The following is a 24,626-nucleotide window of genomic DNA, read 5'->3' on the forward strand; positions in this document are numbered from 1 at the left end:
GGGAGAATGCCAATGATGATTGCCAAGATCCTGCAACCCGCCGTCGCGCTGATGGCCTGGACCATGGTCATGTGGCTGTGGATGTACGTCACGCGCATCCCGGCAATGAACGCCGCCAAGCTCGATCCCGACAACCTCGCCAAGGACCCCACCAAGACGCTCGACGATCTGCTGCCCGCCAGCGTCCAGTGGAAGGCCCACAACTACAACCACCTGCACGAAGCGCCGACGCTGTTCTACGCCGTCTGCCTGGTCATTGCCGTGGCGGGCGCAGGCAATGGCACCAGCGCAACCGTCGCATGGGCCTATGTGGCCTTGCGCGTCATCCACTCACTGGTGCAGGCAACCGTGAACAAGGTCATGGTCCGCTTCATCCTGTTCTCGCTGTCGAGCATTGCGCTGATGGCGCTGATCTACCACGCCGCGAAGATCGTCTTCGCCGCCTGATCAGTCGCGGACAAACAGGCTGGCGAGTTCGACGTGGGTCGACCAGCGGAACTGGCCGACCGGCCGCAGCTCCGCCAGCCTGTAACCGCCCGCGATCAGCTTCACCGCATCGCGCGCCCAGCTGGCCGGGTTGCAGCTGATATAGACCACCCGCGCCACCTTGCTCAGCGCGATCTGCTCCACCTGCTCCTGCGCGCCCGCGCGGGGCGGGTCGAGCACCACGGCACCAAAACGATCCAGCTCTTCAACCCGCAGGGGATTGCGGAACAGGTCGCGATGAAGCGGATGCACCGGACATCCATTCATTCGCGCCGAAGCCTGACAGGCAAGATGCGCATCACGCGCCGCCTCAACCGCGAGAACCTTGGTCTTCGGACCTGCCAGCGCGAATGCGAACGTGCCCAGCCCCGAGAACAGATCGGCCACCGTCGCCGCCCCGGCCAGCCACTCGCGCGCCGCGCCGACAAGCGCCGCCTCGCCATCGCCCGTTGCCTGCAGGAACGCTCCCGGCGGCAGCGCAACCGGCGTGCCACCGAGCGTGACGGTCACCGGCTCGGGCTCCCACACACCCTCAGGCCCATAGCCTGAATCCATCGTCAGCCGGGCAAGGCCATTGTCGCGCGCAAAGTCGAGCAGCGCCTCCGTCTTCGCCAGCCCCTCGGCGGTCAGGCCCTTCAGGCCTACCGACACGCCTTGGTCCGCCAGCGCCAGCTCCACGTCCACCGCCAGCTTGCGCTCGCCCCATTGCTCCAGCAGTGCGCGCAAGGGCGCAACCAGTGCGAACAGTTCCGGCGCCAGCACATGGCACTCGCGCATGTCGACAATCTTGTGCGAACCCTGCTCACGGAAGCCGATGACCACGCGCTTGCCGATCGCCTGCGCGTGCAGCGTTGCGCGGCGGCGTGACCGAGCTGGTGAGAGATGCGCCGCAGTGGCCACCGCGTCCTCGATCCCCTGCCCCTTGGCCGCGCCGACCACACGGTCATGCACATATTCCGCCAGCGCGCTCTCGGACAGGTGCTGCAACTGGCAACCACCGCACGCGGGAAAGTGCCGACACGGCGGATCAACGTGGTTCGGGCCATGAAGCAGCGAACCATCGGCCTGCAGCACATCCCCCGGAGCCGCCAGCGCCGCATATCTGCCGTCTGCCGTCGCGCCTTCCCCCTTCGCGGCAACACGCACGATCAGACCGGACTCACTCATTCAAGACATTCCTTAAGTGCCGCCTGCACGGCATGGGCGAGTTCGCCCGCCGTGAACGCTGGCCCACACAGCCGCGCCGCTTCGCCGTGGAGCCATAGGCCTTCCTCCGCCGCGCGCAAGGCTTGGCCATTCGTCGCAAGACGGCTGGCGATGGTCCCGGCAAGTACGTCGCCCGTCCCCGCGACTGACAGCCACGACGACGCGCGCGGGGATACGACCATCTCGCCCCCCGGCCCGGCAATCACCGTATCCGGCCCCTTCAGCACCACGACGGCGCGCGTTGCCTCGGCCAAAGCTCCAGCCCGCTCACGGCGCAGCCCCTGACCCGAAAGCCCGAAAGCCCGCTCCAACGCCGCTGTCTCGCCCTCATGCGGCGTCAGCACGCAGGGCGCTCCTGTCAACATTGCCGGACGCAGTAACACCAGCGCATCGGCATCAATCACCGTCGGCCTGCCCGCGTGCAAGGTTCTCGCCAGCAGCCGCGCTGCCTCGTCCGACCGCCCGAGCCCCGGCCCCACCAGCAGCGCAGAAACCCGCGCATCAGCCAGCATCGCATCAACGTCCGTCGTCACGACCAGCTCGGGCGGAACACCGGCTGGAGCTAACTTCGCCGCCATCTTCAAGTAACCGGCACCAGCCCGCAGCGCCGCCGTGGCGGAAAGCAGCCCCGCCCCCGGCATCTCTCCCGCGACAAGCCCGAGCATCCCCCGCCGATACTTGTGCGCATCCGCAGCAGGCGCCGGAATGCGAGGCCGATGCAGCACCCGCGCCGCTCCCGGCACCGCCGTTACACCGATATCGACAAGCCTCGTCGCCCCCATGGCGGCACACGCGGGCATGGCAAAGTGCGCATGCTTCCAGGCCCCAAGCGCCACCGTCAGTGTCCAGTGCGGCAGGTCGGCATTGAGCGCCACCCCGCTGTCGCTATCGATCCCGCTGGGAACATCGATGGCAATGCGATGCCGGTGCCGGCCCGCCAGCCCGCAGAGCATGTCGTACAAGTCATCCGGCAAGGCCCGCGTCAGCCCGCTGCCGAACAGGCAGTCGACGAACACATCACGTGTCGTCACGCTATCAGCCGAAACAACCGCGCCGCCATACAAGGCCTTGGCATTGCGCGCCGCCTCCGTCGCTGGCTCGCGCGCCTGCACGACCTGCACGGAATTGCCATGTTCGCGAAGATATTCGGCGATCACCCAGCCATCGCCGCCGTTGTTGCCGGGTCCGCACAGCACGGTGACAGAACCGCCACCTGCGATCCGCCGCACCCATTCGCCCGCGCCGCGCCCCGCCGCCTGCATCAGAGCATCGACGCTCGTGCCCGCCGCGATCAGGTCCTCCTCGGCGGCGCGCATCTGCGCCACGGTCAGGACCTGCGAAAGCACGGCATCACTGCTGCGGGGCATCGTCCTTCATCCTTGCCGGAAAGCGATAGCGGTCCCCCGCCACCGAAACTTCGAGCACGCCTTCGGATGACCACTGGGCGGTCGCCTCGTCGGCACCATCAGCCGATACCACGCCGCGGCCATCGTCCACCATCTCGAACCGGCGGAAGCCACCGGCCTTGTGCCGCACCGTCAGGAACCGCTTCCCGCCAGCGCGCGAATCCTCGACGAAGCATTCCGGCAGGAACTTCGCCGCCCCGCCCACCGCGCAATCGATCACGCGGCCCCTGGGCGTCTCCTCGGCCTTGGAACAGGCAGCCAGCGCCGCGCAGATCAGCAGCGCTGGCAAACCTGCACGCATCAATCGATGCCGATCTGCTTGAGATCGCGCACCGCACCGCGCGCCGCGCTGGTGGTCATCGCCGCATAGGCCTTGAGCGCCGTCGAGATCTGGCGCGGTCGCTCCTGCGCCGGCTTCCATCCCTTGGCGTCCTGCGCGGCGCGACGGTGTGAAAGCTCCTCGTCGCTCACCGCCAGATGGATCGTGCGATTGGGAATGTCGATCTCGATCATGTCGCCGTTCTCGACCAGCCCGATCTCGCCACCTTCCGCCGCCTCGGGCGAGGCATGGCCGATCGACAGCCCCGAAGTGCCACCCGAAAAGCGCCCGTCAGTCAGCAGCGCACAAGCCGCGCCGAGGCCCTTCGACTTGAGGTAGCTGGTGGGATAGAGCATTTCCTGCATCCCCGGACCGCCCTTCGGCCCTTCGTAGCGGATCACCACCACGTCGCCCGCAACGACCTGCCCGGTCAGGATTGCCGTCACCGCCGCATCCTGGCTTTCATAGACCTTGGCAGGGCCGGTAAACTTGAGGATCTTCTCGTCCACGCCCGCCGTCTTCACGATGCAGCCGTCGCGCGCGATGTTGCCATAGAGCACGGCGAGGCCACCGTCCTTGCTGAACGCATGTTCGGCAGAACGGATCACGCCGCTCTCGCGGTCGAGGTCCAGTTCCTTCCAGCGGCGGTCCTGCGAGAACGCCACCTGGGTCGGCACCCCACCGGGGGCGGCGCGGAAGAACTCCTGCACGCTCGGCGAATTGGTGCGCTTGATGTCCCAGCGATCAAGCGCCTCGGCCAGCGTGCGGCTGTGCACGGTCGGCAAGTGCGTGTGGATCAGCCCTGCACGGTCAAGCTCGCCGAGGATCGCGTAGATACCACCAGCGCGATGGACGTCTTCCATGTGGACGTCCGACTTGGCCGGTGCCACCTTCGAAAGGCACGGCACGCGGCGGCTCAGCCGGTCGATGTCCGACATCGTGAAGTCCACACCTGCCTCATGAGCCGCCGCCAGCAGATGCAGCACGGTGTTGGTCGATCCGCCCATCGCAATGTCGAGGCACACCGCGTTCTCGAACGCATCGAAGCTGGCGATCGAGCGCGGCAGGACGCTCGCATCGTCCTCTTCGTAGTAGCGCTTGCACAGGTCCACCGCGAGGCGCCCGGCTTCAAGGAACAGGCGCTTGCGATCGGCATGGGTCGCCAGCGTCGAACCATTGCCCGGCAGCGACAGGCCCAGCGCCTCGGTCAGGCAGTTCATGGAATTGGCGGTGAACATGCCCGAGCACGAACCGCAGGTCGGGCAGGCCGAACGCTCGATCGCGGTCACTTCCTCGTCGGAGAACTTGTCGTCGGCAGCGGCCACCATGGCATCGACCAGATCGAGCGCATGCTCCTTGCCGTTCAGCACGACCTTGCCCGCTTCCATCGGCCCGCCCGAGACGAACACCACCGGAATGTTGATCCGCATCGCCGCCATCAGCATGCCGGGCGTGATCTTGTCGCAGTTGGAGATGCACACCATCGCGTCGGCGCAATGGGCGTTGACCATGTATTCGACGCTGTCGGCAATCAGGTCGCGGCTCGGCAGAGAATAGAGCATGCCGTCATGGCCCATGGCGATGCCGTCATCCACCGCGATGGTGTTGAATTCCTTGGCAACCCCGCCCGCCGCCTCGATCTCGCGCGCGACCATTTGCCCCAGGTCCTTCAAGTGGACGTGGCCCGGCACGAATTGCGTGAACGAGTTGACCACCGCGATGATCGGCTTGCCGAAATCCTCGTCCTTCATGCCCGTTGCGCGCCAGAGGCCCCGCGCGCCGGCCATGTTGCGGCCGTGGGTGGTGGTGCGTGAACGATAGGGAGGCATGGTGCAAACTCCGGTCAGGGAATCAGTTTTATGGCGACTTGGGATCGTTCCCTAGCCCACGGAATCGGCCGATGTCGAAGGTATTAATTACAACTATGTCAGCCGGAAAACGGCGGAAATCCTAGGTGATTGCAACGGCAACCTGATTGGCGATGCGGGCCAGCCGCTCGGCCCATTCGGCCTGCCCCTTGGCGTCACCTATCAGGTCCTGGCGCACTTCGATACCAAGGTAGGGTCGACCGTCCGCCTCGGCATGACGGTTCATCGTCGCGTTGAGCAGCTTGCCCGAATAGGGCAGCTGATCCCCGACGCACAAACCTTCCGCCTCAAGCATGGGAATCGCGATCCGCGCAGCCCGGTCATCCTCGTTATAGAGCACGCCGACATGCCACGGACGCGGCTCGTCGCTCGATGCAAGCTGCGGGGTGAAGCTGTGCAATGACAGGATCAGCGCCTGCGGTACATCGGCCAGCAGTCCGGCCAGCGCTTCATGATAAGGCCGGAAAAACCGCGCCAGCCGCGCCTCGTGGCCTGCGTGATCGAGCGCATTGCCCGGAATGGCATGCCCGTCGCTGGCAATGGGCACGACGGTCGGCAGATGTTCCTCACGGTTGAAATCGCAGACGAGACGGCTCACTCCGCCCTGAAATGCGGCAATGCCGGGCCGCTGCGCCATCAGCGCGCCGACTTCAGCCACGCCGATATCCACCGCGATATGCTGGCCGAGCAATTCGGGAGCTATGCCTAGGTCGATGTCTGTCGGCACATGGTTCGAAGCATGGTCCGACACCACAAGGATGCCCCCGAAGCGCGGCTCGCCAAGAATGGTGTAAGCCTCGCTCACCGCAACGCCCCCGCCAGAGTCCACCATCCGGCGGGCATCGCCGCCAGCGCCGCATCCCTCTGGTCTGGCGTGTCGTAAAGCGCAAAACACGTCGCGCCAGAGCCTGACATCCGCGTCAACCACGCACCAGTCCGCCCCAGAGCCGCCAGCACAGCGCCGATTTCCGGAACCAGTGACAAGGCCGGTGCCTCAAGATCATTGCGCCCGCGCAAAGTCATGTCCCGCAGGTTCTCACCTTCCAGCGCCCCCCGATCGACGCCATCCCAAGTCTTGAACACCGGCCCGGTTGCCAGCGGAATACGCGGATTGACCAGCAGCACCGGCGTCCCCGCCAGATCGTTGGCAATCGGATCCAGTTCAGTCCCGGTCCCGCGTCCGATGCAAGCCACGCTCTCGACGCAAGCCGGAACGTCAGCCCCCAGCTTCGCCGCCCGTGCATGCCAGTCCTCCGGCAAACCATGGCTGTCACGCACCATCCGGAAAATCGCCCCGGCATCCGCCGAACCACCGCCAAGCCCCGCCGCCACCGGCAGGTTCTTCTCCAGCGTCACCGCCCACCCCGGCCCATGCGGTAGCGAATGCAGCGCCTTGGCGACGATATTCCCGAACGGATCGTCCAGCGCCCCGCCGAACTCGCCGACAACCCGCAGCGAATCCGCCTGCGCGGGCGAAGCGCTCAGCTCATCCCCCGCATCGACAAAGGCGAACAGCGTCTCCAGCTCATGATACCCATCACCCCGCCGCCGCCGCACATGCAGCGCTAGGTTGATCTTGGCATAAGCGGTCTCGCGCATCATTCCTCCCCCACCGGGGGAGGGGGACCATCCGCAAGATGGTAGAGAGGCACGCCCATCATTCCTCCCCGCCCCGGGGAGGGGGACCATCCGCAGGATGGTGGAGGGGCACCCGCAAGTTCTCCAAACGGTCCCGGTCGGCACCTGCCAACCGCGCCGCCCGCTCATCGCAAACCTGAACAATCCGCCGCACCACCAATTCCATATCCTCCAGCACGGCCTTGGCTGGCACACGCAAGGTTGCAATACCTTGCGAACGAAGGAAATGCGACTTCGCAGTGTCGCGCTTGATCCCTTCGGCGGTGCCATGCGCAAAACCATCGACTTCAATCGCCAGCTTCAACGCTGCACAATAGAAGTCGATCACGAAAGCGCCCGAAGGATGCTGCCGGCGAAACTTCAAACCACCCGGCCGCTTGCGCAACTCCCGCCACAACAGCCCCTCGGGCAAAGTCATCTCGCTCCGCAGCTTGCGGGCGAGCTTGACCGCGCCTGAGGGTCCGGTGATCAGCTTGTCGAGCCTTTCAATGGAGGGGTTCGCAAACTTGCGGGTGCCCCTCCACCATCTGCGATGGTCCCCCTCCCCGTGCCGGGGAGGAACGAAACCTTACATATTCGGATAGTTCGGCCCGCCGCCGCCTTCGGGCGTGACCCATTCGATGTTCTGGGTCATGTCCTTGATGTCGCAGGTCTTGCAGTGGACGCAGTTCTGGGCGTTGATCTGCAGGCGCGGGTTGCCTTCCTCCACGCCGACGTACTCATAGACGCCTGCCGGGCAGTAACGCTGCTCAGGCCCCGCATAGAGCGGCAGGTTGATCCGCGTCGGCACCGTCGGGTCCTTCAGCACGAGGTGGCTCGGCTGATCTTCCTCGTGGTTGGTGTACGAGAACGAGACGCTGGTCAGGCGGTCGAAGGTGATCACGCCGTCGGGCTTGGGGTAGGCGATCGGCTTGTACAGGTCGGCGCGCTGCGTCGCTTCGCTGTCGCGGTGGTGCTTCATCGGCTTCCAGATACCGAACCCGCCGATCGTGCGCAGCCACATGTCCGCACCCGCCAGCACCGTGCCCAGCTCGCCGCCGAACTTGGCAACCAGCGGCTGCGCGTTCTGGACCTTCTTGAGTTCCTTGGCGATCCAGCTTTCACGCACGGCTGCGTCGTACTCGACCATGTCGTCCTTCTCGCGGCCCGCTGCCATCGCCGCCGCGATGGACTCCGCCGCCAGCATCCCGCTCTTCATCGCGGTGTGGCTGCCCTTGATGCGCGGCACGTTGACGAAGCCGGCCGAGCACCCGATCAGCGCGCCACCGGGGAACGAAAGGCGCGGCACCGACTGCCAGCCGCCCTCGTTGATCGCGCGCGCACCGTACGAAACGCGGCGACCGCCCTCGAGGATCGCGCGGATTTCCGGGTGCTGCTTCCAGCGCTGGAATTCCTCGAACGGATAGACATAGGGGTTGGCGTAATCGAGCGCGGTGACGAAGCCCAGCGCCACCTGGTTGTTCGCCTGATGGTAGAGGAACCCGCCGCCCCACGAATTCGATTCCGAAAGCGGCCAGCCCTGCGTGTGGATCACGCGGCCCGGAACGTGCTTTTCGGGATCGATGTCCCACAGCTCCTTGATGCCGATGCCATAGACCTGCGGCTGGCAATCGCGCTCAAGGTCGAAGTGCGCTTTCAGGCGCTTGGTCAGGTGCCCGCGCGCGCCTTCGGCGAACAGCGTGTACTTGGCGTGGAGTTCCATGCCGGGCTGATAGTCGGGCTTCTTCGAGCCGTCCTTGGCAATGCCCATGTCGCCCGTGGCGACGCCCATCACCGCGCCGTTCTCGTCGAACAGGATCTCTGCTGCCGGGAAGCCGGGGAAGATCTCGACGCCCAGTTCCATCGCCTGTTCGGAAAGCCAGCGGCACAGGTTGCCCAGCGAACCGGTATAGTTGCCCTCGTTCGACATGAACGGAGGCATCGGCCAGTGCGGGATCGAGACCTTGCCCTTCTTCGACAGCACCCAGTGCCAGTTGTCGGTCACCGGCACTTCGGCCATCGGGCAGCCCTGCTCGCGCCATTCGGGGAGCAGTTCGTCCAGCGCCTTCGGGTCGACCACCGCACCCGAAAGGATGTGCGCGCCGATTTCCGACCCCTTTTCCAGGATGCAGACCGAGATTTCCGGGTTCACCTGCTTCAGCCGGATCGACGCGGCCAGACCAGCAGGCCCACCGCCGACGATGACGACGTCATACGGCATCGATTCCCGTTCGCTCATGCCCCGATATCTCCCGACTAGAACTAATTGCTGACTTGATTTCCGTTTGTGCCTTGAAAGAGGCCACCGGCAAGGTCAAGACCGCAAAACGGACTGGAAGGAAAGACAGGTTGCCCGATACCGCTAACGCGAATGGCCCCGATTGGGATGCTGCCGTTACGGCGGCGCTCGACTGGTGGCGCGATGCGGGCGTGGACCATGCCTTCGTCGACGACCCACAGGACTGGCTGGCCGAGGCACGCAAGCCCAGGGATGCTGCACCTCCAGCCCCGATGAAGCCGCTGCGCGAACTCGCTGCCGAGCGCGACGATTCGCCCAAGGTGGCCAAGGTCAGTGCCAAGGCTGATTGGCCCCAGACCCTCGACGCCTTCACGCCTTGGTGGCTTGCCGAACCCGCCCTCGCCCCGGCAGGGCTCAAGCGCCTGCCTCCGCTCGGCACGCAAGCTGCCGACCTGATGATCCTCGTGCCGATGCCCTCGGCAGACGATGGCGACGCGCTTCTCTCCGGGCGCGCCGGACGCTTGCTCGATGCCATGCTCGCCGCTTTCGGACTTGATCGGTCCCGGACTTACCTTGCTTCCGCGCTTCCGGCGCATGTGCCGATGGCCGATTGGCAGCTCCACAAGGAGTCGGGTCTTGGCGACGTCCTGCTCCACCACATTGCCCTTGCCGCCCCCAAACGCCTGCTGATCCTCGGCGCATCCGGCATTTCAGCGCTTCTCGGCCACGACCCGCCGAATTTGGCTCAAAGTTTACGGGCAATTAATCAAGAAGGGCCACCACTTCCTGCGCTACCGGCGTGGGATCTCGAAGCCATGCTGCAACGCCCTGCCCTCAAGGTAGGCTTGTGGAGCCGCTGGCTCGAATGGACGGGGACCGAAACGATTTGAAGCTGGCTCGCGCCAAGAAGTTCACGCTGCTCACGCTTGCGACCTCGTCGCTTGGGCTTTCCGCTGTCCCGGCTCATGCCAACAGCGCAGCGGTCGACTATTTCCGCGGCCGCGCCGATCGCACCGCCGTGCCCTCACTGCTGAGCGCGGACGACCGCTCCTACTACAAGAGCCTGTTCTCCGCGATCGAGCGTGAGGACTGGACGCAGGTCCAGACGCTGTTCGCCCAACGCGCCGATGGCCCGCTCCACACCGTCGCCCGCGCGCAGTACATGCTCGCCGCCACTTCACCCAAGGCAGAGCTGGCGCCGATCACTGACGTTCTGGCCAAGGCCCCGGACCTGCCGTGGGCGGAACAGCTCGGCCGCCTCGCCCTCAAGCGCGGTGCCACGGAAATCCCGGCCCTGCCGCAGGCGCAGCGCCTCGTCACCCTGCCCAACGTCTCCAAGCGCATCAAGCCGCGCTCGATCGACGATGGCACGATGCCCGCAACCGTCGCTGCCGCGATTCAGGACCGCATCAAGTTTGACGACCCCGTCGGAGCGCGCGTGCTGCTCGATGGCGTCGACGCCACGCTTTCCCCCGATGCCCGCGCCGAATGGCGGCAGAAGGTCGGCTGGGCCTTCTACATCGAGAACGACGACGCTACCGCCCGCGCTCTCTCGCTGACCGCCGCCGAAGGCACCGGCCCTTGGGTCTCCGAAGCCTACTGGACCGCAGGTCTTGCCAGCTGGCGCTTGAGCGATTGCCTTGCCGCCGCCGATTCGTTCGAGAAGACCGCCGGTTCCGCGCAAAACGACGAACTCGCCTCGGCCGCCCACTACTGGGCCAGCCGCGCCTGGCTGCGCTGCCGCAAGCCCGAGAAGGTCTCGCTCTCGCTGCGCAACGCCGCGCGCTTCCGCGAAACGCTCTACGGCATGATGGCCGCCGAAGCTCTCGGCATGCGCGAAAGCGCCCCCCCGGTCGCCCCGGACTTCTCGCAGAACGACTGGCAGCAACTGCGCGACGTGCCCAACATCCGCACCGCCGTTCAGCTTGCCGAGATCGGCGAGGATGGTCTTGCCGACGAAATCCTGCGCCACCAGGCCCGCATCGGCGCACCCGGGCAATACGCCCCGCTCTCGCGCCTCGCCCGCGATCTCGGCCTGCCCTCCACCCAGCTGTGGATGGCCTACAACGCCCCTGCCGGCGCGCGCCCGGACGAAGCCGCACGCTTCCCCGCGCCGAAGTGGACTCCGGCCACCGGCTGGAAGGTCGATCCCGCGCTGCTCTTCGCCCATTCGCTGCAGGAATCGAACTTCCGCACCGCAGTCACCAGCCCGGCGGGCGCCAAGGGCCTGATGCAGGTCCGCCCCGGCACAGCCAAGGATATGGCACGTGTCGATCCGCTCATGGCCGGGCGCGATCGCCAGCTCGATCTGCCCGACGTGAACCTCGCGTTCGGCCAGCAGTATCTGCAGCAGCTCCGCGATTCCGAAGCCACGCAGGGCCTCCTGCCGAAGGTCATGGCCGCCTACAACGCCGGCCCCCTGCCGATCTCGCGCTGGAACACCGAAATCCGCGGCGGCAACGATCCGCTGCTGTGGATGGAATCGATTCCCTACTGGGAAACGCGCGGCTACGTCTCGATCGTCATGCGCAATTACTGGATGTACGAGAAGCAGGCGGGTGGCCCGTCCGAAAGCCGCATGGGCCTCGTCCAGGGCATGTGGCCCAAGTTCCCCGGCCTGTCCGGCGCTGAAAACGTGAGGATCGCATCGCGTGGCAATTGATACTTCGCGCGAGTTCAAGCCGATCAACATTGCCCTGCTGACCGTCTCCGACACGCGTGGCCCCGCCGAGGACACCTCGGGCGATATCCTCGCCGAACGGATCAAGGCCAAGGGCCACAAGCTCGCCGCCCGTGCCATGGAAAAAGACGATGCCGACCGCATCGCCAGCCGCCTCAACAACTGGATCGACGACCGCAGCGTAGACGCGGTGATCATCACCGGCGGCACCGGCCTCACCGGGCGCGACGTCACCCCCGAAGCGCTTGACCGCGTGAAGACGCGCGACATCCCCGGCTTCGGCGAGCTGTTCCGCTGGCTCTCCTACAAGACCATCGGCACCAGCACGATCCAGTCGCGCGCCTGCGCCGTGGTCGCACGCGGCACCTATATCTTCGCCCTGCCCGGCTCGAACGGCGCGGTAAAGGACGGCTGGGACGGCATCCTCGACGAACAGCTCGACAGCCGCAACCGCCCCTGCAACTTCGTCGAACTGATGCCGAGGTTGCTGGAAAAGTAGGCTTTTCCAAAGCGCCCTTGCCTTTTCGTTCCACTTATGTTCCAACCCCGCCATGGCTATCCACGGCAGAGGAGCTCAGTCCGCAAAAGTCCCCACCCGCTTCGGCCTCGCCACACGCGAGGCGGATGGCGACTGGCTGGACGCGCGCGAGGATATCGACGGTCTCGGTCCGAAACTACGCACTACCGTCACCGAGGAACACCCCCGCTCGATCCTCACTTTCAACCGTTCGCCAGACATCCCGTTCGATCGCTCGGTAAACGCCTACAGAGGCTGCGAGCACGGCTGCGTCTATTGCTACGCCCGCCCGACCCATGCCTGGCATGACCTATCGCCGGGTCTGGATTTCGAGACGAAGCTCTTTGCCAAGCCCGATGCCGCCAAGCTCCTGCGCGAAACGCTGGCAAAGCCTGCCTACACACCAGCCCCCATCGCCATGGGAACCAACACCGATCCCTATCAGCCAATCGAAGGCCGCTATCGTATCACTCGGCAGGTGCTCGAACTTTGCCTCGAACTGCGCCACCCCGTCACCATCACCACCAAGTCGGCCCGCGTGCTCGACGATCTCGATCTCCTTGCCGAACTCGCCCGCCACAACCTCACCGCCGTCGGCATTTCAGTGACCAGCCTCGATCCCCGCCTGTCCGGTCTGCTCGAACCGCGCGCCAGCGCCCCGGCCAAGCGTCTGGATGCACTCGAAAAACTCGTCGCGGCGGGCGTCCCGACCCACGTGTCGGTCGCCCCGGTCATCCCGTCGATCACCGACCAGTTCATCGAAGGGATTCTCGAAGCCGCTGCTGAGCGCGGCGTGCGCTCGGCCAGCTGGATCATGCTGCGCCTGCCTCACGAAGTCGCCCCGCTGTTCCGCGAATGGCTGGACACCCACTTCCCCGACCGCGCGGCCAAAGTCATGGCCATCGTCCAGTCCGTTCGCGGCGGCAAGGATAACGACGCACAGTTCTTCACCCGCATGAAGCCCAACGGCGTCTGGGCCGACCTCCTCCGCACCCGCTTCCGCGTCGCCTGCCGCAAGCACGGCATCGGCAAGGCCCACATCGATCTCGACTGCACCCGGTTCCGCAAACCCAGTCCCAACGGCCAACTCGATCTGTTCTGATCCTCGTCCACGTCATCCCAACTCCTTCGTCATTCCCGCGCAGGCGGGAATCCAGCCACAAGCCAACACCGTCGCCCCGCGACGTCAAACCTTGTGCCATCTGGATTCCCGCCTGCGCGGGAATGACGAGGTGTGTGGGCGAGCACCTTGACAAAACGAACCATATAGGTTATATGCCCCACCACAGGTCAGGAGAGGGCAAAAGGCCATCCCGCTCCTCTCCCTTCGGACGCTGACACATCGTGAAGGCCTCCGGCGCGATCGGTGCGGCAGGTACTCACGGGTTCAATGCGGGGCGTAAAGCCCAGGACCCACCGGGCAATCCCTGCCGTTACCCAAGGACAGACAGGACACCCCAGGGCTGATAGCACGGCGCCGAACCCTGAGCGACGCTGCGGATGCGGAACCCGCCATGATTGTGCGACTTGTCAGCACAAACGACAGGTTCTTTTCACGCAGCCGCTTGCCAGAAGCCAAGGCAGCCCGCGAGCCGCTGCCACAGCTTCGTCCTCTCACATATGTCCGCCCTCAGGCTGAGCCGACAAGGGGTCCGGAACCGCCCCCCGGCCATTCGCAACCGGTCCCGCGCCCTCCCCGCGCGTGCCGCAACGGCGCCGCACCGGTCGCGCGATCTGTGCTTATCCCTCCGGCGTAACCGTCCGCACTCGCCAGCGGATGAGCCCTCATATCGCGTATCCGCGATACCCACCCCCAACCCCTCCCGCCTGCGGGAGGGGAGACCTTCAGCCCTCCCGCAAGCGGGAGGGCCGCGAGACTTGGGTCACGAGGTGACCCTTAGTCGCAGCGGGGTGGGCAAAAGACGCAACGCCTGAATGATCTCACGCAAAGCCGCGAAGACGCAAAGAGGCCGCGCCCGCCGCAGGCGTACCACAGCCCAGCGCAATCTGATCCACACGCACCCTCACCGCAAAGCGCAACACCTTCGCGTCTTCGCGGCTTTGCGTGAGTATCAGAAATCACAGCCTCCCCGCGAAGACCTAAGCCCCCCGAAACCGGATCAACCGGCTGTCCGCCACCGCCGCCGTGCGATGCGGCAGCGCCTCGCGCGCATAGACCTCATCCTTCACCATCGCGAAGAACGCGCCGGCATTTGGATAGCCCATCACGAAAGCCTCGTCCCATTCGCCCTGCGGCCCGGTGACCACGCATTCCATCGGCGCCTGCCACACCATCGCCGCGCCCGAATCCTTCACCAGAGCCTGAAACGCATCCTTGTAGATTGCATAGGCCTCCCGCCCCGTCAGGCCCTTGCCATGGTTCGGATGCCCTTCGGGATACTCGGCCAGATCGCGGAACTTGATCAGGTTGAGCATGTGCAGCGGCGTATCGCGCGGCAGCGACTTGAAGACCTCGAAGTTCTCGCGGCTCGGGTCGATGTAGACTTCGCCTCCGCTCACGCCACCTTGTCCCAGGCAAAGTCGCGGAACTGGTCGCGCAGGTCCTTCTTGCTGATCTTGCCGGTGCCGGTGTGCGGGATCTCGTCGACGAACACCACCGCATCGGGCACCCACCACTTCGCCACCACGCCGCCCAGGAAGCTGCGGATCTCCTCCTGGTTGCATTCCATCCCCGGCTTCTTCACCACGACCAGCAAGGGCCGCTCGTCCCACTTGGGGTGATAGACGCCGATTGCCGCCGCCTCGCTCACCGCCGGATGGCCGATCGCCGCGTTCTCCAGTTCGACCGAACTGATCCATTCACCGCCTGACTTGATCACGTCCTTGGTCCGGTCGGTCAGCTGCAGCGTACCATCGCCATGGATCACGCCGACATCGCCGGTGTCGAACCACTGCCCGGCGACGACCGCATCCTTCTCCGCCTTGAAGTAGCGCTTCACGATCCACGGACCCCGCACCTGCAACGCCCCTGCCGTCACGCCATCACGCGGCAGCACCTTCTCAGGGTCATCGAGATCGACGCAGCGGATTTCCACCCCGAACGGCGGCCGCCCCTGCATTGCCTTGACGGTGACCTGCTCGTCGAACGAAAGCTCGTCCCAGTTCCATGTCTCGGCCCCGGTCGTGCCGATGGGCGAGGTTTCGGTCATCCCCCAGGCATGCGCCACGCGACGCCCGGCGCGCATGAACCGCTCGATCATCGCGCGCGGCATGGCCGAACCGCCGGTAACGATGGTCTGCAGGCTCGGCGGAATTTCGCCGCCGTTGTGCGCGTCGACATGTTGCAACAACGCCAGCCACACCGTCGGCACGCCGGCCGAGCAGGTGACCTTCTCGCGGTTCATCAACTCGCACAGCACGGCACCGTCATTCACCGCCGAATAAACGAACTTCGCCCCGGCCGCCGCGCCAGCCCAAGGCAGGCCCCAGCTTGCCGCGTGGAACATCGGCACGATCGGCAGCATGACCGAGCGGCAATCCATGCCGAACACCGGCGGGCTGATCGCGCTCAGCGCATGGAGCATGGTCGAGCGATGCTCGTAGAGCACGCCCTTGGGATTGCCGGTGGTGCCGCTGGTGTAGCACAGCATGCACGGATCGCGCTCGTCACCGTCGTGCCATTCGGCTTGGCCGTCCTCACCCGAAATCCACTCCTCGAAGTGCAGCGCCGGTTCGCTGCTGTCGAAGCAGATGTAGTGCTCGACCGTCGGCCAGCGCGCCTTCATGCGCTCCACGATCGGCGCCCACTGCCGGTCGAACAGCATCACCCGGTCTTCGGCGTGATTGACGATGTATTCGAGCTGATCGTCAAACAGACGCGGGTTGAGCGTGTGGAGAATGCCGCCGACGCCCACGGCGCCATACCACGAAACAAGATGCCGGTGATGGTTCATCGCCAGCGTCGCAATCCGGTCGCCCGGCTGAATGCCGAGCTTGCGCAGGGCCTGCGTCATGCGCAGCGCGTCGTGACGGATACCGGCCCAGTTGGTCCGCGTCTCGCTGCCATCGGCCCAGCGGCTGACGATCTCGCGGGCACCGTGTTCGCGCGCAGCGTGATCGATCAGATGTGTGACCCGCAGCTTCCAGTCCTGCATCGCGCCCAAGGTCTGTCGAAGCTGCTGCATCTCTCTCTCCGTTGGCTCTGTTATTCGACCAGCCGCAGATGCCTTTCCGGTCTTGCGGTCAGGGCGACATTGGCGAGTCCTTCTATGGGAATCAATCGCTCGATTAAGTCGCTGTCCAGTTTAAAATCATTGCCGAGCCGGACGAGCGGCTCCTTCGGCCCACCGGTCCGCAGCCGCGCCAGCACTTCGCCGGTGCCGCCGGACCCACGGGGCAGCAGCATCGCCAGTTCCGTGATCGCCTCGGGCTTGCTCACTTCCAGCTTGAGCATCATCCGCGACGAACTCGTCACCGAAGCCAGCGGCCGCGCCCCGCGCACTGTCACGCGCGGCGGTTCGTCCGGATTGGGCCGGTCGAGTTCGACGTTGAGCAGCACGCAAGTCCCGTCGCGCGCCCACTGCTGGAAGGGTTCGACCAGGCTTTCCTCGAAGCACGAAGCCGAGAACAGCCCCGAACTGTCGGAGAAGTCCGCCATGACGAAGTCCTTGCCCTTCTTCGTCTTGCGCTTCTGCACGTTCTCCACCAGCGCCGCCATGACCGCGCCCGAACGCCCGCCCGGCTCGCCGCTGCTGGTCATCAGGCTGCCATAGGAGCGCGCGCCATTGGCCGAGGCGACCGCGCGATATTCCTCCACCGGATGCGCGGCGAAATAGAACCCGAAGTTCTCGCGCTCCGCCGCCATCTGGTCGGCCCGGCTCCACGGCTTCGTCTCGGCCAGACGCGTTGCGGGCGTGGCGTGGTCATCCCCGCCGAACAGACCGCCCTGCCCCGACGTGCGCGAGCGCGCCGCTTCGTCCGCCACCGCCATCAGCAGTTCGGCATTGGCGATCACCTGCGCCCGGTTCGGTTCGAGGCAATCCAGTGCCCCGCCCGCCGCCAGCGCTTCCAGCTGCCGCCGGTTCATCGATCCTGCCGGGATGCGCCGGAACAGGTCGTCGAGCGAGGCATAGGGCCCGTTCGCCTCGCGCTCCTCGACGATCTGTTCCATCGCCTTTTCGCCGACGTTCCTCAGGCCGGCCAGCGCATAGCGCACGGCAAACCCGTCGCTGATCCGCTCCACGGTGAACTCGGCCTCGGAATGATTGATGTCCGGCCCGGCCAGCGCCACGCCGTTGCGGCGCATATCGTCGACGAAGACCGAGAGCTTTTCCGACTGGTGCATGTCGAAGCACATCGAGGCCGCATAGAACTCGTGCGGATAGTGCGTCTTCAGCCACGCCGTCTGGTACGCCAGCAGGGCATAGGCGGCAGCGTGGGACTTGTTGAAGCCATAGCCTGCGAACTTGTCGATCAAGTCGAACAGCTCGTTGGCCTTGGCCGCGGGAATGTCGGACACGGTCTTGCAGCCATCGACGAAGCGCTGGCGCTGCGCGTCCATCTCGGCCTGAACCTTCTTGCCCATCGCGCGGCGCAGCAGGTCGGCGTCGCCCAGCGAATAGCCCGCCAGGATCTGCGCGGCCTGCATGACCTGTTCCTGATAGACGAAGATCCCGTAAGTCTCGGCGAGAATGCCCGCCAGCTTCTCGTGCGGGTACTCGATGCTTTCGAGGCCATTCTTGCGCCGACCGAACAGCGGGATGTTGTCCATCGGGCCGGGGCGATAGAGCGAGACGAGCGCGATGATGTCGCCGAAGTTGGTCGGCTTCACCGCCGCCAGCGTACGCCGCATGCCTTCGGATTCCAGCTGGAACACGCCGACTGTGTCGCCCGATTGCAGCAGCTTGTAGGTCTGCTCGTCATCCCAGGCGAGCGCCGACAGATCGATGCTGATCCCGCGCTTGGCCATCAGGTCCACCGCCTTGCGCAGCACCGACAGCGTCTTGAGGCCGAGAAAGTCGAACTTCACCAGCCCAGCATCCTCGACATGCTTCATGTCGAACTGCGTCACCGGCATGTCCGAGCGCGGATCGCGGTAGAGCGGCACCAGCTGCGCCAGCGGCCGGTCGCCGATGACCACGCCGGCTGCGTGGGTCGAACTGTTGCGCGGCAGGCCTTCCAGCTGCATCGCAAGGTCGATCAGCCGCTTGACCTCGGGATCTCTGTCGTACTCGCGCTTGAGTTCAGCCACGCCATTCAACGCGCGCGGCAGTGGCCACGGGTCGGTCGGATGGTTCGGCACCATCTTGCACAGGCGGTCGGTCTGGCCATAGCTCATCTGCAGAATGCGCCCGGTATCGCGCAGCACGGCGCGGGCCTTGAGCTTGCCGAAGGTGATGATCTGCGCGACGTGGTCCAGCCCGTACTTGCGCTGGACATAGCGGATCACCTCGCCACGCCGGGTTTCGCAGAAGTCGATATCGAAGTCCGGCATCGAGACGCGTTCCGGGTTGAGGAAGCGTTCGAACAGCAGGCCCAGCTTGATCGGATCGAGGTCGGTGATGGTAAGCGCCCAGGCCACCAGCGAACCTGCCCCGGATCCGCGCCCCGGCCCCACCGGAATGTCGTTCTCCTTGGCCCACTTGATGAAGTCGGCCACGATCAGGAAGTAGCCGCCAAAGCCCATGCGGTTGATGATCGCGATCTCGAACTCTAACCGCTTGCGGTAATCGAGGACTTCCTCCCACACCCCGGCAACGTTGAGCTGCGGATAGTCCGCAGCGTCTGGCTCGGCATCCGGGCCCAAGCACAGCACCCGCTCCAGTTCGCCGTGCGCTGCCTCGGGGTAATATGGCTTCAACCGCAGGACGAGGCCCTTGCGGCTGTCCTCGGCGCACATCCGCGCCTCGCCTTCCTGGTCGCCGGCGAGGCTCGGCAGGATCGGCTTGCGCTTGGGCGGCATTACCGCGCAGCGTTGCGCCACGACGAGCGTGTTGGCCAGCGCCTCGGGGAGATCCTTGAAAATCTCCTCCATCACCGGCGCCGGCTTGATCCACCACTCCTTGCTCGAACGCGGACGGTCGGCGCTGTCGACATGGGTGCTACTGGCGATGCACAGCATGGCATCGTGTGCGTCATAGAACCCGCGCTCGGCAAAACAGGCGGGATTGGTCGCCACCAGCGGCAGATTGCGCGCATAGGCCAGATCGATCAGCGCCTCTTCCGACGCTTCCTCGACCGGCTCGTTCCGCCGCGCAATCTCGATGTACAACCGCTCGGGGAACAGCTCCTGCAAACGGTCGAGATAGGCCTCGGCGGCGCTCTGCTGCTGCCCTGCCAGCAAGCGCGCCAGCGCGCCCTCGCCCGCCGCGGTCAGGCAAATCAGGCCATCGGTATGCCCGACAAGGTCCGCCAGCACGACATGGGCCTCGAACTCGAGCGGCCGCTCCAGATGCGCGCGGCTGACGAGGTGGCAGAGGTTGTCATAGCCCCGCGCGTCCTGCGCATAGAGCGCCAGCCAGTCGACCGTCGGCGCAGCAGGCCCGAACCCTGTCGCCGCGCCCTCGCGCTCGGGCCGGGCCACGGCGAGCATCGTGCCGATGACCGGCTGCACGCCCATGTCCTTGCACGCCTTGGCATAGGCGACACTGCCATAGAGCCCGTTGCGATCGGTAATCGCCGCCGCCGGAAACCCCCGCTCCGCCGCCGTCTTGGCAATCGCCTTGGGATCGATCGCCCCGTCGAGCATCGTGTAGGACGAGTAGATGCGGAGCGGAACGAACGGGGCGTGGGGCATGGTTGCAAGATAGCAACTGACGCGGCGATTCAGGAGGGGTCCTGCGCGATCATCCCCAGTTGTGATGGTTCAGAAGAGAAGTGGTTTCGCGCAGAGGCGCAGAGGGAGCAGAGAAGAAGAGAGATTTCTCACGCAAAGACGCAAAGACGCGAAGATGTCGCGCGATGCGGCGAAGCCGCCCTGCTCGACGGGCGCTTCATTCGATTAGCGATGAAGGCCTATGGCGCGCACAATCTCTTCGCGTCTTTGCGTCTTCGCGTGAGTCATCCCGGGCGAAGCCCGTAACCTTCTCCGCGTCCTCTGCGCCTCTGCGCGAAACAAGGATCAGAGCAGCGCCTCGATATCCTTCGCAATGCTCTCAGGCTTGTCGGTCGGCGCATAACGGCGCACCACCTTGCCGTCGCGGCCGATCAGGAACTTGGTGAAGTTCCACTTGATCGCCTTCGAGCCGAGGATGCCGGGAGCCTCCTTCTTCAGCCAGTCGTAGAGCGGATCGGCATTGTCGCCGTTGACCTCGATCTTGGCCATGAGCGGGAAGCTCAGGCCGAAGTTGACCTTGCAGAAGCTCTCGATCTCGTCCGCCGTGCCCGGTTCCTGCTTGCCGAACTGGTTGCAGGGGAAGGCCAGCACCTCGAAGCCCTTGTCGCCATAGTCCTTCCACAGCTTCTCGAGGCCATCGTACTGCGGGGTGAAGCCGCACTTCGATGCGGTGTTGACCACGAGCAGGACCTTGCCCTGCTTCTCGGCAAGATCGATCATCTCGCCATTGGGCTTCTTCGCCTTGAAATCGGCAATCGTCTTCGGTCCACTCATGCCAGCCCCTCCTTCGCCGCAATTTCGAGGATCTCGGTCACGTTGAGCGACTTGCCCCCGGCCACGTCGATCACCAGCCGCGCGCGCTGGGCGGCATCCATCGCCGCGACTTCGGCGACCAGCTCGCGCAAGGGAGCCTTCTTCAGCGAACTGAAATTGTACTGAAGTTCCGAGCCTTGGTCGTCACGCTCGTGCAGCGTCGCCTCGGCATTCCAATCGAGACCGGACATGTCTTCTCCCCTTGTCGTGCAAATGGTTCGCACGACAAGGGGAGCGGATCAACGGCAAATCGGTTCAGGCCGGAAAGTCGATCCGGCGGGCCAGCGCCGCGATTTCGGCGGGGCTGTACTGGCGATCCCCGGACTTCTCGATCACCAGGGTCTGGCGCTCGTCTTCCGGCATCCGCGCAACCATGCGCACCATGTCGGCAAAGGTGCCGGAATGCAGCGAGGCGAAACCATGGAACACGCCGTCGGCCGCTTCACGGCGCAGGACAACGGCGTGGTCGCTCCAGAACGAGGCCGCATCGGCGGCTTCGGCGCGGATCGTGGTGTTCATATGATACGATCTCCTTCTGCACCCAAAAACGCGCGAAGGAGACGTTGTATCCCTATTCCAGCACGCCCTCGTGCAGCCGCACCACCCGGTCCATGCGCATGGCCAGCCGCTCGTTGTGCGTGGCGATCAGCGCCGCGCTGCCTTCGCCGCGCACCAGCTTGAGGAATTCCTCGAGCACGCGGTCCGCCGTCGCCTCGTCGAGGTTGCCGGTCGGCTCGTCGGCCAGCACCATCTCGGGCCGGTTGGCCAGCGCGCGCGCCACGGCAACGCGCTGCTGCTCACCGCCCGACAACTGGCTCGGACGGTGATCGAGCCGCTTGGCAAGACCGAGCGCCGTCAGCAGTTCGGTCGCCCGCACTTCGGCCTCGTCCCGCGATTTGCCCGCCACCATCTGCGGCAGCACCACGTTCTCGATCGCGTTGAAATCGGGCAGGAGGTGGTGGAACTGATAGACGAAGCCGAGGTGATCGCGGCGCAGCGCGGTGCGGTCATCGCCCGAAAGCTGCGAGGCGTTGGTCCCGGCAATCTCGATGAGCCCGGAAAAGCCGCCCTCCAGCAGGCCTATCGCCTGCAGCATGGTCGACTTCCCCGAGCCCGAAGGCCCCAGCAGCGCGACGATCTCGCCGGGCCGGATCTCGAGGTTAACCCCCCGCAGCACGTCGATGGTAACCCCACCCTGGCTGAACGAGCGGCGCAGGTCCTGCAATCTGACAACGGGATCACTCATAACGCAGCACCTGAACCGGGTCCGTGCTGGCGGCCTTCAGCGCGGGATAGAGCGTGGCAAGGAACGAGAACAGCAGCGCCATCAGGCAGATCGTGGTGATCTCGACCGGGTCGGACCGGCTCGGCAGTTCGGTCAGGAAGCGGATCGAGGGGTCCCACAGGTTCTGCCCCGTCAGCCACTGGATCGCGTTGACGATGGGCTGGCGGAAGAACAGGAATACGAAGCCCAGCAGCAGCCCCGAAAGCGTGCCCAGTGCGCCGATCACGAAGCCGATGGTCACGAAGATCTTGAGCAGGCTCTTCCGCGTCGCCCCCATCGTGCGCAGGATCGCGATGTCGCGCGTCTTGGCGCGGACCAGCATGATCAGCGAGGACAGGATGTTGAACACCGCCACCAGCACGATGATCGACAGCACGATGAACATCGCCACCCGCTCCACCGCCAGCGCCTCGAACAGGCTGGCGTTGATCGTCTTCCAGTCGGTGACGACGGCGATGCCATCGAGGTCCTGCTTCACCTTGGCGAGCGTTTCCATGACCGTGTCGGCATTGGTCGTGGTCACCTCGATCATGCCGATGCTGTCGCCGGTCAGCAGCAGCGTCTGCGCGTCATTGATCGGCATGACGACATAGGCGTTGTCGTAATCATAGACACCGATCTCGAAGATCGCCGAGACGGTATAGGCAATCTCTCGCGGCACAGTGCCAAACGGTGTCGAGCGGCCCTGCGGATTGATGATCGTGATGCTGTCTCCCACCCGTGCGCCGAGGTTCTGCGCCAGCCGCGAGCCGATGGCGATATTGCCCGATCCCGGCCGCAGCGAGGCGATGACGCCATCGACGCGCTTTTCCTCGAGCCGCTTGATGTCGCCCGCCGTATTGCCGCGCACGAGGATCGCCTCGACCCGCCCGTTGAAGCTGGCCAGCAGCGGCTGCTCGATCAGCGGCGAAGCGTGGGTAACGCCGGGCGTCGCCTCGACCTTCTTGAGGATGTCCTGCCAGTCATCGAGCCGCCCGCCATAGGCCTGGATGATCGCATGGCCGTTCAGGCCCACGATCTTGTCGAGCAGTTCGGCGCGGAAGCCGTTCATCACGCTCATCACGATGACCAGCGCGGCCACGCCGAGCATGACGGCGACAAGGCTGATACCGGCCACAAGGGCAATGAAAGCCTCGCCCCGCCCCGGCAGCATGTAGCGCTTGGCGATGGTCCATTCGAATGGAGACAGGATCAAGCAGCGGTCCTCTGGCAGGAATGCGTCGCCGGAATGCCGGAGACGGTTGCGGATGTAGGCGGCTGCGCGGCAAACGGCAATGCCGTCCAAATCGCGCGGGTCAGAGTGCGGAGCTTGTCCGCTCGAGCCGGGCGATGCGGTCCTGCATCTCCTGCATCTCGATGATCCGCCGATGGCGCTCGCATGACAGCGGCAGCGCGGCGAGCACGCTCACCCCGACATAGAGCTGGAAGAACTGGATGCGGTCTCCGAACGCGATGTCCATGCCCGCAATCGGGCCATGGCCCATGACCGTCATTCCGCCGCCCAGCCCGATCAGCAGGAGCGGCATCAGCGTGGTGATCGCGGCCGGAACCAGCGCCGAGGAAATCATCAGGAACACCAGCGGGAATACCAGCAGGGCACGCATGTCGAGCAGGAAAACCAGTCCGATGACCAGCATGAACGAGCCGAACACCAGCGTCGCCAGCGGCAACTGGCGCGCCGGTGGCAGGAAGCTGCGCCCTCGCCCAAGCCGGTGATAGATATAGTGGAACACCGGCAGGCAGGCGACCAGGCCGAGAGCGTGCCCGATGATCCAGTGCGTGAAGTTCTCGATCGGCGGCAGTCCCAGCGCCAGCCACGCGACAAGCGAGGCGAGCGATCCGGTTATCAGCGGAATGGTCAGGCCGATGCCGAGGTAGAACGAAGTCACCCATTCCAGGATGTCGTGTGGCCAGAACGCCTCGGTTATGCGGCGCCACGCCAGCGCGACCGCGACAGCCTCGGCCATGTTGATCAGCGCCAGCGGAACTGCAGATGCCCAGCCCATCCCGAAATACCCGGTCACGACCGTGCTCACGAGACCGCAGGGGATGACCCAGCGCGGCCAGAGTGCGACGGGCAGATGCACGAGCCGCCCCGCCAGCAATGCGCTGGCGATCCACACCATCGCGACGCCACCGGAAAACCGGCCAAAGGCAACGGCGCCGAACGCCAACGCGAAGTAGGCGATGGCGGTGCTGGCAGGACCGGCAAGGGAGCGGGCAAGGCGCATGCGCCTGTTTTTGCCCCACTTCGGTTAATTTTTCGCAGCGCTTACAACGCGGTGACATCGATGGTCTTGATCAGCGCAGGACAACGCCAAGCAGGTAGGACAGCGTCCCCGCCGCCACGAACAGCGCCACCAGGGCCAGCAGGACGATCCTCACCATCTTCACT

22 protein-coding genes are annotated in these 24,626 nt (G+C 65.3%); 5 read left to right on the top strand and 17 right to left on the bottom strand.

All coding sequences use genetic code 11. From position 1 onward, the window contains the following. The first annotated feature begins 12 nt into the window (after positions 1–12). On the top strand, positions 13–447 hold the full coding sequence (locus I2488_RS10385; protein WP_196275734.1) for an MAPEG family protein: 435 nt from the start codon (positions 13–15) through the stop codon (positions 445–447). Here the strand turns inward: I2488_RS10385 and I2488_RS10390 are convergent, their stop codons facing one another. The 8 genes from I2488_RS10390 to I2488_RS10425 all read right to left on the bottom strand — a co-directional run bounded on the left by I2488_RS10390 (position 448) and on the right by I2488_RS10425 (position 9,141). Beyond that, positions 448–1,653, bottom strand: a complete 1,206-nt coding sequence (locus I2488_RS10390; protein WP_196275735.1) for a class I SAM-dependent RNA methyltransferase — start codon at positions 1,651–1,653, stop codon at positions 448–450. It lies immediately after the preceding gene. Continuing rightward, positions 1,650–3,059: an NAD(P)H-hydrate dehydratase gene (locus I2488_RS10395; RefSeq protein ID WP_196275736.1), complete on the bottom strand. Its 1,410-nt coding sequence runs from the start codon at positions 3,057–3,059 to the stop codon at positions 1,650–1,652. Before I2488_RS10395 ends, I2488_RS10390 begins: the two co-directional genes overlap by 4 nt. Further along, entirely contained in the window at positions 3,043–3,399 is a 357-nt protein-coding gene (locus I2488_RS10400) for a hypothetical protein (RefSeq protein WP_196275737.1), read from the bottom strand. Before I2488_RS10400 ends, I2488_RS10395 begins: the two co-directional genes overlap by 17 nt. Beyond that, positions 3,399–5,246, bottom strand: coding sequence for a dihydroxy-acid dehydratase (gene ilvD / locus I2488_RS10405; protein WP_196275738.1), 1,848 nt, complete (start codon positions 5,244–5,246; stop codon positions 3,399–3,401). The genes I2488_RS10400 and ilvD overlap by 1 nt, the downstream gene beginning before the upstream one ends. Before the next feature lie 121 nt (positions 5,247–5,367). Beyond that, complete coding sequence (locus I2488_RS10410; RefSeq protein ID WP_343071041.1) at positions 5,368–6,090, bottom strand: N-formylglutamate amidohydrolase; 723 nt, start codon at positions 6,088–6,090, stop codon at positions 5,368–5,370. Beyond that, complete coding sequence (locus I2488_RS10415) at positions 6,087–6,884, bottom strand: 4-(cytidine 5'-diphospho)-2-C-methyl-D-erythritol kinase (protein WP_196275740.1); 798 nt, start codon at positions 6,882–6,884, stop codon at positions 6,087–6,089. Before I2488_RS10415 ends, I2488_RS10410 begins: the two co-directional genes overlap by 4 nt. A 58-nt stretch (positions 6,885–6,942) precedes the next feature. Then, on the bottom strand, positions 6,943–7,413 hold the full coding sequence (locus I2488_RS10420; RefSeq protein WP_343071051.1) for an endonuclease domain-containing protein: 471 nt from the start codon (positions 7,411–7,413) through the stop codon (positions 6,943–6,945). 78 nt (positions 7,414–7,491) lie between these two features. Beyond that, positions 7,492–9,141, bottom strand: coding sequence for an electron transfer flavoprotein-ubiquinone oxidoreductase (locus I2488_RS10425; protein ID WP_196275741.1), 1,650 nt, complete (start codon positions 9,139–9,141; stop codon positions 7,492–7,494). A 110-nt stretch (positions 9,142–9,251) separates the two neighbouring features. On the opposite strand from I2488_RS10425, the gene I2488_RS10430 reads away from it, so the two are divergent. Genes I2488_RS10430 through I2488_RS10445 form a run of 4 tightly spaced genes read left to right on the top strand, consistent with a single transcriptional unit; the run spans position 9,252 to position 13,440 of the window. Continuing rightward, positions 9,252–10,031, top strand: coding sequence for a uracil-DNA glycosylase family protein (locus tag I2488_RS10430; RefSeq protein ID WP_196275742.1), 780 nt, complete (start codon positions 9,252–9,254; stop codon positions 10,029–10,031). Further along, the gene (locus I2488_RS10435) at positions 10,007–11,803 is read left to right on the top strand and encodes a lytic transglycosylase domain-containing protein (protein ID WP_196275743.1); all 1,797 of its coding nucleotides are present in this window, start codon (positions 10,007–10,009) and stop codon (positions 11,801–11,803) included. The genes I2488_RS10430 and I2488_RS10435 overlap by 25 nt, the downstream gene beginning before the upstream one ends. After that, positions 11,793–12,320 carry a molybdenum cofactor biosynthesis protein B gene (moaB, locus tag I2488_RS10440; protein WP_196275744.1) on the top strand — a complete coding sequence of 176 codons (528 nt, stop codon included), beginning with the start codon at positions 11,793–11,795 and terminating at the stop codon, positions 12,318–12,320. Before I2488_RS10435 ends, moaB begins: the two co-directional genes overlap by 11 nt. A gap of 52 nt (positions 12,321–12,372) precedes the next feature. Beyond that, on the top strand, positions 12,373–13,440 hold the full coding sequence (locus I2488_RS10445) for a PA0069 family radical SAM protein (RefSeq protein ID WP_196275745.1): 1,068 nt from the start codon (positions 12,373–12,375) through the stop codon (positions 13,438–13,440). Between the two features lie 998 nt (positions 13,441–14,438). On the opposite strand, the gene I2488_RS10450 is transcribed toward I2488_RS10445, so the two are convergent. The 9 genes from I2488_RS10450 to I2488_RS10490 all read right to left on the bottom strand — a co-directional run bounded on the left by I2488_RS10450 (position 14,439) and on the right by I2488_RS10490 (position 24,462). Then, positions 14,439–14,858 carry a DUF1330 domain-containing protein gene (locus tag I2488_RS10450; protein WP_196275746.1) on the bottom strand — a complete coding sequence of 140 codons (420 nt, stop codon included), beginning with the start codon at positions 14,856–14,858 and terminating at the stop codon, positions 14,439–14,441. Further along, complete coding sequence (locus I2488_RS10455; RefSeq protein ID WP_246465603.1) at positions 14,855–16,483, bottom strand: long-chain fatty acid--CoA ligase; 1,629 nt, start codon at positions 16,481–16,483, stop codon at positions 14,855–14,857. Before I2488_RS10455 ends, I2488_RS10450 begins: the two co-directional genes overlap by 4 nt. Positions 16,484–16,503: 20 nt before the next feature. After that, positions 16,504–20,094, bottom strand: a complete 3,591-nt coding sequence (gene dnaE, locus I2488_RS10460; protein ID WP_196275747.1) for a DNA polymerase III subunit alpha — start codon at positions 20,092–20,094, stop codon at positions 16,504–16,506. Between the two features lie 324 nt (positions 20,095–20,418). Next, positions 20,419–20,907: a glutathione peroxidase gene (locus I2488_RS10465; RefSeq protein ID WP_196275748.1), complete on the bottom strand. Its 489-nt coding sequence runs from the start codon at positions 20,905–20,907 to the stop codon at positions 20,419–20,421. Next, on the bottom strand, positions 20,904–21,137 hold the full coding sequence (locus I2488_RS10470; protein WP_196275749.1) for a hypothetical protein: 234 nt from the start codon (positions 21,135–21,137) through the stop codon (positions 20,904–20,906). The genes I2488_RS10465 and I2488_RS10470 overlap by 4 nt, the downstream gene beginning before the upstream one ends. 64 nt (positions 21,138–21,201) lie before the next feature. Further along, positions 21,202–21,465, bottom strand: a complete 264-nt coding sequence (locus I2488_RS10475; protein WP_196275750.1) for a hypothetical protein — start codon at positions 21,463–21,465, stop codon at positions 21,202–21,204. A 52-nt stretch (positions 21,466–21,517) separates the two neighbouring features. Then, entirely contained in the window at positions 21,518–22,192 is a 675-nt protein-coding gene (locus I2488_RS10480; protein ID WP_196275751.1) for an ABC transporter ATP-binding protein, read from the bottom strand. Beyond that, positions 22,185–23,426, bottom strand: coding sequence for a lipoprotein-releasing ABC transporter permease subunit (locus tag I2488_RS10485; protein WP_196275752.1), 1,242 nt, complete (start codon positions 23,424–23,426; stop codon positions 22,185–22,187). The genes I2488_RS10480 and I2488_RS10485 overlap by 8 nt, the downstream gene beginning before the upstream one ends. Positions 23,427–23,526: 100 nt before the next feature. Continuing rightward, a complete protein-coding gene (locus tag I2488_RS10490; RefSeq protein WP_196275753.1) occupies positions 23,527–24,462 on the bottom strand; it encodes an MASE1 domain-containing protein in 936 nt (311 codons plus the stop codon). Positions 24,463–24,626: the final 164 nt, after the last annotated feature.

The sequence above is a fragment of the Novosphingobium jiangmenense genome, from assembly GCF_015694345.1.
GTDB classification, from domain to species: Bacteria; Pseudomonadota; Alphaproteobacteria; order Sphingomonadales; family Sphingomonadaceae; genus Novosphingobium; species Novosphingobium jiangmenense.